Source organism: Thalassoroseus sp. (assembly GCF_984380535.1).
This window is the reverse complement of the sequence record NZ_CFHRBF010000003.1, coordinates 191,415-207,364: the sequence shown is the minus strand read 5'-3', so window position 1 is coordinate 207,364 and position 15,950 is coordinate 191,415. Positions and strand designations below refer to the sequence as shown.

At 54.5% G+C, this 15,950-nt stretch carries 7 protein-coding genes; 5 read left to right on the top strand and 2 right to left on the bottom strand.

The features are described from left to right. Window positions 1-31: 31 nt before the first annotated feature. Window positions 32-874, bottom strand: a complete 843-nt coding sequence (locus AC5DDB_RS05320; RefSeq protein ID WP_491738649.1) for a phosphoenolpyruvate hydrolase family protein — start codon at window positions 872-874, stop codon at window positions 32-34. 18 nt (window positions 875-892) lie between these two features. Beyond that, window positions 893-2,116, bottom strand: a complete 1,224-nt coding sequence (locus AC5DDB_RS05315; RefSeq protein WP_491738648.1) for a Tm-1-like ATP-binding domain-containing protein — start codon at window positions 2,114-2,116, stop codon at window positions 893-895. A 281-nt stretch (window positions 2,117-2,397) separates the two neighbouring features. Between AC5DDB_RS05315 and AC5DDB_RS05310 the strand changes: the two genes are divergently transcribed. The 5 genes from AC5DDB_RS05310 (at window position 2,398) to AC5DDB_RS05290 (ending at window position 15,906) form a co-directional block, all read left to right on the top strand. Beyond that, a complete protein-coding gene (locus AC5DDB_RS05310) occupies window positions 2,398-3,837 on the top strand; it encodes a sulfatase (RefSeq protein WP_491738815.1) in 1,440 nt (479 codons plus the stop codon). 43 nt (window positions 3,838-3,880) lie between these two features. Further along, complete coding sequence (locus AC5DDB_RS05305) at window positions 3,881-4,357, top strand: hypothetical protein (protein WP_491738647.1); 477 nt, start codon at window positions 3,881-3,883, stop codon at window positions 4,355-4,357. 698 nt (window positions 4,358-5,055) lie between these two features. Next, window positions 5,056-5,757, top strand: coding sequence for a DUF2293 domain-containing protein (locus AC5DDB_RS05300; protein ID WP_491738646.1), 702 nt, complete (start codon window positions 5,056-5,058; stop codon window positions 5,755-5,757). 81 nt (window positions 5,758-5,838) lie between these two features. Next, on the top strand, window positions 5,839-6,915 hold the full coding sequence (locus tag AC5DDB_RS05295) for a hypothetical protein (protein ID WP_491738645.1): 1,077 nt from the start codon (window positions 5,839-5,841) through the stop codon (window positions 6,913-6,915). 588 nt (window positions 6,916-7,503) lie between these two features. Further along, window positions 7,504-15,906, top strand: a complete 8,403-nt coding sequence (locus AC5DDB_RS05290; protein ID WP_491738644.1) for a Calx-beta domain-containing protein — start codon at window positions 7,504-7,506, stop codon at window positions 15,904-15,906. The last annotated feature ends 44 nt before the right edge of the window (window positions 15,907-15,950 follow it).

The following is a 15,950-nucleotide window of genomic DNA, read 5'->3' as shown; positions in this document are numbered from 1 at the left end:
TGCCTTTACTCACCGAGTCAGAACGCTTTGCTTAGTCCGTGGTTGACTGGGATTTCAATTGGCTGAATTGACGCACCTGTTCGATGATTGCGGTTTCCGTTGGCAGACGTTCCATGGAACTGGCTCCATAAAAACCGTCGACGTCGGGGAGTTGGTCAAGGATATACTGGGCATCTTCCGGCATCGCGATTGGTCCACCGTGACACAACACAAAGACATCCTCGCGAACGCTACGTGCCGCTGCGACGATCTCCGCGATGCGTGTCACGCACTCCAACAACGATAGACTCGTCTGAGCCCCAATGGTTCCCTTGGTGGTCAGCCCCATATGAGCGACAACAATATCCGCACCGGCTTGAACTAATTGCTCGGCTTGCCGAGGATCGAACGCATAGGGAGTCGTCAGCAAATCCAGCTCATGAGCCGCAGCGATACAGTCGACTTCAAGCGAGAATCCCATTCCAGTTTCTTCCAGATTGGCCCGAAACACGCCGTCGATCAGGCCTACCGTGGGAAAGTTTTGAATACCGGCGAATCCCAACTCCTTGAGTTCCCGCAGAAAGTGATCACGGATGAGGAAGGGATCGGTCGCGCACACACCGGCCAGGACGGGTGTGTGTGTCACAGCGGTTAGAACTTCGGTCGCCATTTCTTTGACGATGGCATTCGCATTGCCGTAAGGCATCAGACCGGCTAACGACCCGCGACCGGCCATGCGAAATCGACCGGAATTGTAGATGACGATCAAATCGATCCCGCCGGCTTCCTCGCATTTCGCGCTAATGCCGGTTCCGGCGCCGCCGCCAACAATCGGCAAACCGTCCGCGCGTTTTTTTCGAAGTCGTTCAAGAATCGTCTTGCGTGGTTCTGCCACGGCTCACTGCTTTCTAAATCAGGTCGTCGAAGGTGATGAACCAGAATCCGCAACGAGATTTTCGTACTGCTCAATCACAAACTGGGAAAATTTAACGTCATTGATGTGCGTCGGTGAACGCAGAATTCGGCGGCTATCAGCTGGTTCGATTTGCCGCTCTAGCTCGGCGAACAGTACCGCGTCGGCATTTGGGTCATGAAACGGTTGGCCGGGTGCATCCAACGCCGAGATCCCCTTCTCTGGGATCACAAGTGCAAACGGAGCACGAGCACGATTGAGCTTGCGAGCCATCCATTGTGCAATGAGAACGCATTCCTCAGGCGTGGTCCGCATGAGTGTCACGTGTGTATTGTGCACGTGTAGATTGCGCTGGCGGAACTCCGGCGGAACAGAATCCAAACCGCCAAAGTTGACCATATCGAGAGCCCCCACACTGATTACCAACGGTACGCCTTGCTCGATCAAAACATCAAACCGTTTTTCACCCGCCGGGAAGATTCCGCCGACAACCTCGTCCGCGACTTCGGTTGTTGTGATGTCCAGCACGCCTTCGATCATTTGGGATTGGACGAGTGACTCCATAGCCCGTCCGCCGGTTCCCGTCGCGTGGAAGACCAGGCAATCGTAACCTTGTTGCTCAAAGTGCTGACGGACACGGGTCACACAGGGAGTTGTCACGCCAAACATCGTCATGCCGAGGGTTGGGCGTTTGGCGGATTCTTCCATTCGATGCGTCACCATCCCCGCCATGGCGTGAGCAGCGTTTCCCAGCACCGTGCGAGAGACGGCATTCACTCCGGCGATATCGATCACCGAGGGCATCATTAGGATGTCGGAACAGTCAACATAGGGCAGCGTATTTCCACTGGCGACCGTCGAGACCATCAACTTTGGTAAGCCGATTCTCAGTCGACGCATCGCATGGGTGATCAGAGCCGTCCCACCGCTGCCGCCGATCCCAATCACACCTTGCAGGCGATTATCCGCCGCCTCACGTTCGAGAAAACTTGCGAGCGCATGGCTCAGCGACGCGATCGCCTCACCGCGATCAACATGTCTCGGGTCCCATTCTTGCCCCATCAAATCCGTGGGGGATACGTCTGCACCGAAATCACGGGACTCGGCCGCACTCACGTCGATGGTCCGCACGGCTACTCCAGCGGCAGCGAGACAACGTACGAGATACAGCAATTCGTCGCACTTGGTATCCATTGTTGCAATGGCGTAGACGTAACCTTCCATCGGCATGCCCGGCGTGGTGAGTGGTGTTTAACGTTGTTGCTGCGCATTATCCACGGATCGACGAAGATGTCCAATCGATGGAGCAGGCCTTTGAAGTCACGAGTGTGATCGAAAGAGTTTCGAGCGGTGTGGGTGGAAAATCCGGTCGATCGCGTTATCGTGGCCGTGTGCTCTTGCAGCAGAAACTCCGAACAACAAGACGAAAGCCGATCGCAATGTCGATGCTTCTATCTCGATTTCATCCGCTTCTTCGAACCGCATTGCGAGTGTTGAACCGTCGCATGATCATTGTCAGTTCGTTGGCCGTTTCGCTTACCCTCGTCTTCGGATTCGCTTCCGCAACGGGGGCAACCAATCCGGGCAAGTACAACGTACTGTTCATTATCTCCGACGATCTGACATTGACGGCACTTTCCTGTTACGGCAACGAAGTTTGTTCCACGCCGAACATCGACCGACTTGCAGCGAGAGGCACCCGCTTTACTCGTGCCTATTGCCAAGGCACGTACTGTGGACCTTCGAGAGCGTCATTCTTGTCGGGCTACTATCCGCATGCGACCGGCATTCTCGGCTACATTAGTCCGCGGAAGGCAATCGGTGATCGCGCCACTTGGCCACAGCACTTCAAAAACAATGGATACTACACGGCCCGCGTGAGCAAGATTTTCCACATGGGTGTGCCAGGCGGAATCGAAGCGGGAACGGATGGGGAAGACGATCCAGCCTCGTGGACGGAGCGGTTCAATAGCCCCGGGCCGGAATGGAAAGCCCCGGGGGATGGCGAGACGCTCGAAGGTAATCCCGATGGCAAGAAACCCGTGGTCGGCGGCAACACGTTTGTGGTTGTCGAAGCGGATGGCGACGACATGGTTCACTCCGATGGCAAAACAGCAGCCAAGGCGTGCGAACTGATCGATCAACACCGCAATGAGCCGTTTTTCCTAGGTGTTGGCTTCGTCCGGCCGCACGTGCCATTCGTCTCGCCGAGACCGTATTACGAACCGTTCCTACCATACAACAACATGAAGCTGCCCGAAAAAGTGGAAGGTGATTGGGACGATATTCCGAAGGCCGGGATCAACTACAAGACCAGCCTCAACATGAAGATGGACGTGCGGCGACAGAAAAAAGCAGTCGGCGGTTACTACGCTTCAGTCGCTTATATGGACGCGCAAGTCGGCAAGGTTTTGGATGCACTCGAAAATGCAGGACTCGATGACAAAACGATCGTGATTTTCACTAGCGACCACGGTTATCATCTCGGCGAACATGACTTCTGGGCCAAAGTCAGTTTGCACGAGGAGTCTGCGTTGGTGCCACTGATTATTTGTGTGCCCGGCCAGAAGCCAGCCGTCTGCAATTCGCTCGTCGAGTTGCTTGACCTGTACCCGACAATCACGAGTCTGTGTGGGCTTGAAGTGCCCGAGCGTCTGCAAGGTCGGAACATTAGCCGTTTGCTCGATACGCCAACCGCTGAGGTTCGCGATGCGGCATTCTGCGTCAACGGACGGGGTTTCCTATTGCGAGAGGACCGCTGGGCCTACATTCAATACGGCGAACGGGCGCAGAAGGGAATCGAGTTATTCGATATGCAAACCGACCCCAAGCAATACACAAACCTGGCCGACAAGCCGGAGTACAAAACCGTCGTCGAGTCGTTTCGTAGGAAGATGGCTGCGAAGCTACAAGCGGTTCGTACGAACGATCTCGATCGCAACTAAGATCCTGTCACAAGGTCCCCTGCTCTCACACTGGGTTTTTGACTTGTCCGAAGTTTCTGCGTATCACGAAGCGGGTCATGCTTTCATGGCGATCTATGTAGGAGCCCGCGTCCGTTCGGTGACGATCGACCCTGATTGGGATGACGGTCCCGAACGATATGCCGACATCCGCGTCGAATGGCCGATACAAAATTTCACGGATCGTGAATTCCACGAAAAGTCAGTCTTCGTTGCTTTAGCTGGACCCGTTGCTGAGATGATTCATCGTGGCGAAGCGTACCATCCCGGCTTCGTCGCGGAATGGTCGGCCGACTGGAAACTGGCCTGGGAAGCGGCTGCTCCGTTAATGCCCTTCGAACGCAAACGATTGGCTTACCTCGAACAAGCGACTCAGCAACTCCGTCGACTGTTAGAGCGTGAGAACCATTGGGAGGCGATCGCCACGATCGTCGATAATCTGCTCGCGCATGAAACGCTCGAAGGCGAGGAAGTTGAAGACATCGTACAACAGTGGCTCTAAACATCACGTCGGTCAAGACGCGAGTAAGTTGCACCGCCATGTTGATTTGATGAAACCTTGATTCGCACGGATTCTTACCATCGCCGAGTCCGTCGCCGTGCCCCAAATTGAGGCGCTGCGACTCTCACTTTGCCACGCCAACCGCATCCATAGCAACGCATTATTTTGACACGCGGAAGCTCAAACCCATATCTCGCGAGTAAATAGCCGGGGCCTAAGAACAGTTTGATTGAAGAAGCAAGTGCATCGCCACTCAGCGGGATAATGAGCACGAGTCCAGCCGTCAGTCCCACCAGAAGAATCCCCCAGGGGATGCCAACCAAGAGTCCCAAGACAAAAAAGAACCAACCACGCCAAGTCATCTTCGCAGGCGTACGAAGTGCGGTTCCGAAAGTCCGACCGCACGCTGGGCACTCTCGCAAAAATTCCTCCATTGCGTCTCTCGTTCGAAGTGCATTCAGTTCAAACCAAGAACTGAAGCAGTATACAAAAAGCACCTCGAATTACTAACGAGTGGCACAATCAAATGAATTAGACGTTTCCGTTTTTGGTGCGAGCCCATAGCTGAAGATCAGTCTCGACTTGCATATCAACGCAGATGAACAGGCAATACCTTGTTTGACCTAATGACCAACATCTATGAGGAACAAAAACTACGAATATCCGCACTTTCCCAAATTTCAGTCACGAGATGACAAATGCCCCATGAGACACGGATTGTCAGTCCCGGCCCGCAAGAGCGGACGGTATGCACATCAGACGGCCAAGTTTTGCAAGTCCCGGATGGTTGGGAACTGCTCCCGCCCGGCGATGCGGCATTGACACGACGCGTTAAGTCCGGTGGTCCAAGTTGGACAGTGCAGGAGAAAAAGGGACGGAAGACGTTCTCTCGCGGTGTATGGGCACCGGCTGACCGCATCGACTCGATCCGCCAAGAACTCGCTGCCGAGCGTTCCACCGAAACCTACGCGAAACGACGAGCTGCCGACACGGCTCGACGCGAAAAGCAACATCTCGAATACGTGCAAGACTTCCGCGCCGCGATTCGGGACTTTCTGGACTTCGCCCCCGCATACGACACCCTGGCCGAGCGGCTTGCGGATGCTGTCGCGCAACATGCGACTCCAGTCGGTAGTGGGACGGTCGCTCGTACGAAAAGGATTCCGATCGAACAACGAGCCGAGTCCGCCGTGATTGCTTGGCTTCGACATCAGACGACCGCGTACGACTCCATGAAAATTGCCCGCATCAAAGGCAAGCGTCGCGAAGTCCGTCGCCAGCTCGCCGAGGAGTCTCGCAAGCTGTTGGCAGCGTACCGACGCGGAGAGCCAGTGACGACCGCAAGCTGTCCACTCCACCTGGCACTGGCAAAATTGGCTCAGCCAGGTGAGACTACGTAGAACCATCTTCCACTCACGATCGACATTCGAGCATTCACAGGCCGGATTCGACTTCGCCCGAGCCAAGAAGAAAGCAAAACCATGCGGAAATACCGAAACGGAATCGGACTTCTCGGTTATCTCGTTGGCGTCATTTCTTCGACTGTCGTCCAGGCAGACGAGACCGCCGAGCAAACGCGAATTGTTTCCGTCGAGAGAATTTGGGATCGTGCCGAGCATAGTGCCTTCACCGACCTGATCCGATTCGAAGGCGATCTGTATTGCACCTTCCGCGAGGGTTCTGGCCATGTGCCAGGACAGAACGGAGTGATCCGTGTCATTCGTTCCCGTGACGACATGAATTGGCAATCGGTCGCGTTGCTTGCAGAACCGCATGTCGACCTGCGTGATCCGAAGCTCTCCGTGACACCCGACGGTCGATTGATGCTCAATACCGGCGCATCTTACTACCACGGGTCGGAACGCAAACGGATCGAGTCGCGAGTATTCTTTCGAGACCACGAGACCGGTCGTTTCGGAGAACCACACAGAGTTGTTTTACCCGAAACAATCACAACGGGATTCGACTGGCTTTGGAGAGTCACTTGGCATGACAATTGGGTCTGGGGTTGTGTGCAACAAGTGCCGCCCGGTAAACCGCGATCGCTCCAACTTGTCCGCAGTCGCGATGGCATCCGTTACGAGCATGTCGCCACACTCGACGTCGACTTTCCGAGCGAAACCACGCTCCGATTTTTACCGGACGCAACAATGCTCGCGATGATTCGTCGTGGTGGCAAAAAACCCGCCGGTTGGATTGGTCAAGCGAACCCCCCGTATACGAAGTGGCAATTTCAGGCTTCCAATCAAAGCTTCGGCGGACCAAACCTAATCTCATTGCCCGACGGCAATTGGTTAGCCGGCAGTCGCGGGTATGGAGGCAGAACCGCTACGGAACTTTGGCAACTCGATTTAAAGACCTCCCAGTTTCAGCACCTCGTCACGTTGCCGAGTGGCGGCGACACTAGCTATCCGGGTTTCGTCATCAACGAACAGGAGAACCGACTCCTGGTCTCTTACTACTCGTCGCACGAGGGAAAAGCAGCAATCTACCTGGCGACACTGCGACTCGATGCCCTGACAAATTCACAAGCCGTGACGGATAACGTCGCTCGATGAATCGCATCCGCTCGCGATGAATTAAAACGGAATCGACATCGCACTGCCGGTGACGGCAGCAGCCCGGTGTGAATATGGTATTCAACACGCCGTGCTACGAAGATCTCAATCCGCGGGACATTGCACTCTTACGCTGCGTTGTCAAGAGCCGCGGACTGCCCCCTACTTCGCGCCAAAAACCTCGGGAATTTGCTGAACAATTTTCAGCTCAAGTCCCCTTGACCTTGCCCCCAATGTCAATCAAAGTGGTCTGCGGTATATAACGAAGCAACCGAATGTGGCGAACTTGTGAGGAATTCTACGAATAGGGTTTCTGCGTGCCATGAATGCCTCATCGGTTGCCCATGACATCCTCGATTGCACGCACCCCACCTAAGGCGTTCTCCATGAGCGTCCCCTCCTAACTACGTCCTGGCATTCATTGACGAATGTCGACGCCTTCCATTGCACGGACGCACCCCCACCGTTGAAACTTGAACCCACCCACGGAGTTCTGCAATGCTTTTGCGACATTGGCTGTCTAATCTCGTATCTTCCTCCCGTCGACTGCACTCCAGAAAACATCACGTTCGGTCATCGGCTTCGGCGATGATTTCCTCGTCCCGCCGGAGTCGACGGCGATCGAGCGAATTGGTCTCCCGCGTTGAATCGTTGGAAGACAGGACCCTGCTTTCCGTCAATGCTGTCTTCAATCTTGGAACGCTAACGGTCACTTTGGATGCCGCTAATGATCAAGCATTTCTACGCGTCGATGGCGGAAACATTGACGTCGGAACATCCGAAAACGGCGAAGACGTGCTCGCTGACCAAGCCGGTGTGACCACAATTATCGTGCAAGACATCGGCGCAGCCGGCGGACAAGCAGTGACCTTCTCCGTTGGCGACGCCGCCTTTGCACAGGACGTGACAATTACCGATATCGAAACGGCCACGTTCAACCAAGATATCACCGGCACTGTGAACGGGAACGCGTCCACGGTCAACGTCACATCGCCCGCGAGCATTCAAGACGGCATCGATGCGGCTGCGGTCGGGGCCACCGTGACGGTCGGGGATGGGACATACAACGAAAATGTCCGAATCGATCAAAACCTTTCGTTGGTCTCGTTGAATGGCCGTGCCTCGACAACGATCGAAGGGATCTCCGGAGTCGGAAGTCTTGGTACGGTGGTTGTCACCAGCAACACATCCGATGTCACCATCGGAGCGCCGACGCAGGGCTTTACCATCATTGGAATCGACAACGGTAACCCAGGTCTGGAAAATGCCGCCGTCTATTTCCAAGGAAATCACACGGGAGCCACCATTCAGGACAACGAAATTCGTGCCAACGGCGATCACGGCTTGCTCACCGAATTCGGTGCAACCATCGACGGATTCGTCATCGATGGCAATGAATTTTCCGGCCAGACTTTTGTTGGCGCTCAACCGGCCGGAATTGGATTTGGTGGCCAGTTCACCACGCCAAACGTCCCTCGTCAGTTAGTCACAATCGGTGGCGGCAGCGGTGGTGGAAATACGTCGAACATTACCTTCACGAACAATCAAATCACGGGGATCGCAGGCGGGATCAGCTCTGACGACAACACAAGCGAGCAAGGCAACACGCTCGTCACGATTGACTCTGATGGCGTGACCGCCACAGGGAACCAGTTTGCCGGAACAACAACGCGATTTGGTTCTCAACTGCGTGCCCGTGGTCCGAACACGGAAATCGCTCAAAACGTTTTTGACGGTTCGAACCTCGGAGCGAATACCAATCACATTTTCGTGCAGAACCGCCCCAACGTCAGCGTCAATGAAAACGGCTTCGACAATACGGTGGTCGCCATCGTCGTCGGTGATATCGGTGGCAGTGAGATAGTCGACGCCAACGATAATTTCTTCGGGACAAGCGATGCCGAGGAAATTTCGCAGTCGGTCGTCGGACCGGTTGATGTCACCACATTCCTCAATGATGGCGACGCGGATAACGACCCAACAAACGGTTTTCAGGTGAATACCGTTTCCGGTGTGCAGGCTTTAATGACCGCACCTCAAGGTGACGGCGCAAATACGCTGACGGTCCGATTGAACGGCGCGGGGGACTCCGTGGTATTGGTCCTCGACGGCGTCGTGCAAGACACGATTCCGCTTGCCGGTTTGACAGAGATCAATCTCTTGGGAGCCGATGAAACGAGCGGCGGCATGGATGATGAATCGGATACATTCGTCATTGATTACAGCAACGGAGTGATCAACCTTCCGGTAAATGTGATCGGCGGCGAAGGCGCGTCCGACACTCTGCAAGTAATCGGCGGGGTATTCGACGCAGCGGTCTTCAATTATGACAACGCCACCGACGGCAGCATTGAACTGACACCTGCAGCGGCGATGGCTTTCACTATCACATATACCGGCCTCGAACCGATTCTGATCGACAGCGATCTTGGTGACGATGTCACCTTTAACCTGCCGGCAACTGATGACGAATTCGTCCTCGAAGAATCGCCGGACATGAACTTTGACTTGCGACTTCGCAGCGTCAACGGGACGTTTGAAACAACCTCGTTCAACGCACCGACAACGATGGGCACGATCACCATCAATGCCGGTGATGGAATGGACGACTTCACTCTTGGCACGCTGCCGGCTGGTCTTGATGACACGATCAACATCAACGGTGAAGACGGAGCGGATACCATTACCATTACCGCTCAGCCCGACGGACCGCTCACCATCAATGTGGATGGTGGCACTCCAACCGGAACACTCACCGGTGACATCCTTCAATACTCCGGCAACGGGACTTTGACCCCAACCGGCATGGGCAGCGGAACAATCGCTGAAGCCGGTCAAGAGGAAATCAATTTCACCGACATCGAAACCGTGCAAGGCGTGATGACCGGTGCGATTACAATTCTAGTCCAGTCGACAGGTGCAACCTCTGACGTACCGACCGACACCGACAACGACTATACGCGGATCAACAACGCCGTGCAGTCGGCCGGGGCGGGTTCGACAATCATCCTCGAAGGCACGTTCGATTGGACCGAAACATTCGCCGCCGAAGATTGGGAAGCCGGTAGCGACGGTATGACAGGAACCGACGACGATTATTCGATCTTTTTAGTCGCCGGTCGTGAGAACGTCACCATCACCGCGAATGCACTTGGCGATGCCACGATTCAAGGTCCTGGCGACATCGCCACTGCCAACTTGGAAGGTGTGTTTGTCTCGAACTTTAATTCGCCGGATAGCTATGCCGGTCTAGAGATCTCAAACCTTCAGATTTTTGATTTCGATCTGAGCATCGGTTTGTTCTTCGGCGGCCCGGTGGATCAGTTCGATAACACGACGATTCAAAACAACTACATCCGAATGGCCACGGACATCATTACCGATGGCAACCAGAACATCGGCATCCACTTTGCTTTTGGTGAAAACCAAGTCATCCAGGGCAACCGGATCGACATCCCCGGTGATGGCATCAGCGATTCCGGCAACAACACGTTTGCCTCCTCGGTTGCCATGCAGTCGAACACAAGTGGCACGTCTTACAACGGTCTGCTGATCGACAACAATACGATCAACGTTCTCAATGCTCAGTCTGCCGATCCAGAAGCCATCATCGGTATTTGGGAGAACTCGAATACGATCGATGGCAACATCACGATTTCGAACAACACGTTTACCAACCTCGACCCCAACAACGATCCGACGTTGAACCTGCAGAGAGCGTTCCGGGTGACTTCCGTTTCCAATAGCGGTACCGGCACGACGGTAGTCTACGAGGGGAATCAGATCGACGGAGCCAACACCGGATTTCAGTTCCGCTTCGGTACGAATGGTGATCCGGTGCAACTTTTGGATAACACACTGACGCAAGTTGCGACGGGCGTCTTCCTGGAGGACAACACCGATTCCGTGTTCCTGGAAGGGAACTCGCTGACGAACACCGGGACGATGGGCGGAATCGGAATTGGCGTTGACGCAAACGGTGGAGCAATTATCGATGCCACCAGTGGAGCGAATACGATCAGCGGTTTCGACATTGGCGTGCGACTCAACGATACCGCAATGGCGATGGTCAGCAACAACTTCGTCATTGATAACAACATCGGTGTGCAACTGAACGGCACATCGACCGCAACAATCAATGAGAACGATCTCTCCGGCAACACGATCTTCATCGACAACCAAAGTGGAACACCGATTGATGCGGAACTGAATTGGTTCGGCAGCACCGATGATGCTCAGATTTTCGCCGCCATCAACGGGCCCGTCGACTTTACGCCATTCCTCGATGGTGGCGATGCTAACATGGATGCCACCGATGGTTTTCAGGCCGATACTTCCACGATCCACGTCACGACGCTCGGTGACCAACTCGACGCAATGGGCCGAATTGAAGATGCGTTTGCCCACGTTACCGGGCCAAGTGGGGAAGTGATTTTGCATGACGGAGTGTACGACGAGCAAGTGACGATCGACTTCCCGACATTCACTGACTTTACACTGCGAGGGGCCAGCGGCAATCCCGGTGATGTCACGATCAACGGTTCGGGTGGTCTAGGGCTTTCGATCATCAGCCCGGCGGAAGTCACCGTGCAGGACCTCGGAATCACGCTTTCGATGGTCGCATTGCTCGCAGATGGTCAATCGACACTGAACCTGATCGACCTCATCATTCAGACGAACAGTCTCGGCGGTACCCTGCAAAATATCGCCAATCTGAACGTCACACTTTCTGACGCCGCCGATGTAACTGACGTCAACGAGACTGATTTTTCATCGACGAATCTGCAAACGCTCAACTACACCAACGTCAGCAACCTGACGATTAACGGCGGCGACGGAGCCGACACGTTCGATGTCGCGCCGACCAACGCCACGACCTTGACGATCAACGGCGACGATCCTGATGACGTCACCCCGGGTGACACGTTGAACTTCGAAGGCGATGGCACCGTGAGTTTCACCGACGATGACAGCGGGTCCATTTCGATGACCGGCTTCATGGATGTGATGTTTAATGGCATCGAAACGATCAACGCGGAGAACGTGACGATCGATAACAACGACGTCACCATCACCGCTGACGAAGACGGCAACGCGGACATGTTCGAAGTCCGCATCGACCCCACGAATCCGCTGGATGTGCAAGTGCTCGTCAATGGTGTCGTCATATTTGACCAGCCGCGAGCCGATGTGAACTCCATTAGTTTGGTCGGTTCCAATGATGACGACACGGCGTTGATCAACTACGAATTCGGCGATCCGCTACCGACCGGCGGAGTCAGTTTCGATGGCAACGGCGTTAGCGACAACGATCAACTCCTGTTGCAAAGCAATGGGACTGATGTCACGACGATCGAACATATCTTTAGTGGAGAGTCGTCCGGGCAAGTCATCATCGATGCGGGCAGCGGTGATCCGGCTGGCACCGTTAGTTACTCGGCTATTGAAGCCTCGATCCTCGATAGACTCACCGCCGAAGATCGCATCTTTACTTTTGGTGTCGCGGAGGACAATGTCACCCTATCCGACGACGGAGAGGACTCAGACAACGAAAGTCTAATCACTGGCCCCGGCAGCGGACTACCAGTCGAATTCATCAACCCGACGAACTCTTTGACGGTGAACCTTGGCGGCGGAAACGACATCCTGACTCTCGAAGAACTCGACAACCTGTTCGATGCCAATGTCACGGTCGACGGTGGTAATGGCCAGGACACCATCGATCTACTCGCCACGACGGGTTCTGATACGAACGTTTACGAAATTAACGGCGGCACCGGCGGCGACACGTTCAATGTCAGTCCGACACCTGCGGCCGGCCCAAACATCTTGATCAACGGTAACGAGCCGAGCATCAGTCCTGGCGATTCGCTGAACTATAACGGACCGTCTACAGTCGATGTTACGGGAACCGGCGACGGAACACTGACTCCCAATGACATGATGAGTCAGGAGATTTCATTTACCGGCATCGAGAACTTGAACGATGCCAATCCGCCATCGCTCTCGATCGACGATGTTGCCGTGGACGAAGACACCGGCATGGCGACGTTTACCATCCGTCTTTCTTCGCAAAGTGTTCAGCCGGTAACCGTTGACGTATCGACAGTCGGCGGATCGGCTCAAATCGGAAGCGATTTTACTTTTGCTTCGCAGTCGCTGAGTTTCGCTCCTGGTGAAACTGAAATGACATTCACGGTCTTGTTGACCACAGATCTCGTCGTTGAGGCGGACGAGCAGTTCACCGCTCAACTATCGAACGCCAATGGTGCAACGATTGCCGACAGCATTGGGGTGGCGACGATTCTCAACGATGACGCCGCCACCATTCAGATCGATGACGTCACCCAAAACGAAGATGCTGGGACGATGACCTTCACAGTCACACTCAGTCAGCCGGCGGATGTCGATGTCACAATCGACTTCATGACCACTCCCGACACGGCCGATGCCACGGACTATACTTCCGCAAACGGCAGTGTAACGATCCCGGCCGGTCAAACGTCTGCCACGATCACGATCGATATCATCGCAGACACGACGGTTGAAGCCGACGAAACATTTTTCATCGATCTCGCCAATGTCCAAGCGAACGGCCGCGATGTGACCATCGACAACGGACAGGGGATCGGGACGATTCTGAATGATGACTCCGCGACGATCTCCATTGACGATGTCTCGCAGGACGAAGACGCTGGGGTGATGACCTTTACGGTGACTCTCAGTCAGCCGGCTGATTCCGATGTCACCGTGGACTTCACCACAACGCCGGATTCGGCGGATGCGAATGACTTCACGCCAACAAACGGCACAGTCACGATTCCTGCTGGTCAGACGTCTGCGACGATCACCGTGACAATCACTGCGGACATGATGGTGGAAGCGGATGAGCAATTCACAGTAGATCTCTCGAACGTGCAGTCGGGCGGTCTCAGCGTTACCATTCTTGACGGCCAAGGAATTGGCACGATCATCAATGATGACGCAGCGACATTGTCCATCGATGACGTGACGGTCAGTGAAGACACCGGAATGGCGACGTTTACCGTCAGCTTATCCGCTCCAAGTTTCCAGCCGGTAACAGTGAATGTGTTCACGAGCAATGGCTCGGCTGAGGCAGGTGAAGACTACACATTCGCCGCTCAAACACTGACTTTTGCTCCCGGCGAAACCACGGCAACGTTTACGGTCATGCTGACGCCGGATCAAGTTGTGGAATCCGATGAATTGTTCCTAGTGCAATTATCGAGTGCCACCGGAGCGACGATCGCTGATGGTGTCGGCGCGGGCACGATCAGTAATGACGACTCTGCCACGATTTCAATCAATGATGTAACCGCCAATGAAGCCGCGGGAACAATGACGTTTACGGTTTCACTAACTCAAACCGTCGATACGGACGTCACGATCGACTTCACGACGGTTTCGGATTCGGCAGGTTTGAGTGACTACACGCCGACAAGCGGTACCATCACAATCCCTGCTGGCCAAACGTCGGCCAGTATCACCATCCCGATTACCGAAGACATGGTCGTTGAAGGGAGCGAACAGTTCTTCGTCGATCTGTCCAACCTGCAAGCGAACGGCAGGGACGTGACACTCGCCGACAGTCGCGGTACGGGAACGATTACTGATAACGATATGGCGACCGTTTCCATCAGCGATGTCACTCAAGATGAAGACGCCGGGGCGATGACGTTTACCGTCACGCTATCACAACCGGTTAGCACTGATGTGACGATCGATTTCACAACGACGCCCAACTCTGCCAACGCCGATGATTACACTCCCACGAGCGGTACCATCACGATTCCAGCCGGACAGACGACTGCGACAATCACGGTGTCAATCACCGCAGACGCCGTCGTGGAAGACGATGAGCAATTCTTCGTCGACCTGTCGAACCTTCAATCGGGTGGGCTCAGCGTTACGCTAAGTGACAGTCGGGGAATTGGCACAATCTTGAACGACGATATCGATACCGGTTCGGGACAGATTGTCGATCAACCCATCGCGAATGCTTTTATCAACGGGAATTTTGAAATCGTCGTAAGTGGTAACTTTGATGGACTTGGGGGGCCGGAAGACGATTTGTTCTTCTGGGATCCGAAGACCGGGGCAAACCGTATCGTCTTTGGGAACGGTCAGCAGCAGAATAACCCCATTTCGCCGCTCGCCATCAACAACGATTACACCCAAGTTGTCGCCGGAAACTTCGATGAAGGTGGCGGGACAGACTTGTTCTTCTGGAATCCTGCAACTGGCCAAAATCGACTGATTCATGCGACCGGTCCGTCGGGCAATGTGACTGGCATTGTTGAGACTAACGTGATCGATGTCAGGGCCATCAACGGCAACGACTTCGAAACCGTCGTCGCTGGAAACTTTAATGGCACGGGTCCGCAAGATTTGTTCTTCTACCAACCCGGTAGTGGACGCAATCGTCTCGTTCATCTGGCAACCGTCACGCCGGGTCGAGACACCAACGTTAATAACGTCCAAATCTCCGCCATCAATCCCACGACAATTAACGGGCAATACGACTCTGTGTATGTCGGTCAGTTTAACGCCGGCGGATTGGATGAGTTGCTGTTTATCGAACTTGCCGGTGGCACAAACCGAATCGTTACACTGACACCGGTCCTGCCCGGACAAATGACAGGCGTCGCGAACGTGCAAACGGACGTGTTGCCGACACTTGCATTCAACGGTTCCGAATACAATCGCATCGCGATCAGCGATATTGATGGCAACGGCATTGACGATGTATTCGCCTGGGATAACGACGGCGGTATCAATCGTGTTGCGTTGTTCGATACCATGGCAAATACGCCACCGCGGATCATTGATAACCTAGTTGCTCCGCTGGCAATTAATGGTGAGTATGACGAAATCGTCCAACTGCGAGACGATGTCTTTGCAGACGCCGATGGCGACGAATTCTTCTTCTGGGATCCCACAAACGGTCGGAACCGTGTTGCCTTCGTCTAGTCCATCTCAGCAAAGAGTAACCGGTTAATCACAAAAAACGCCAA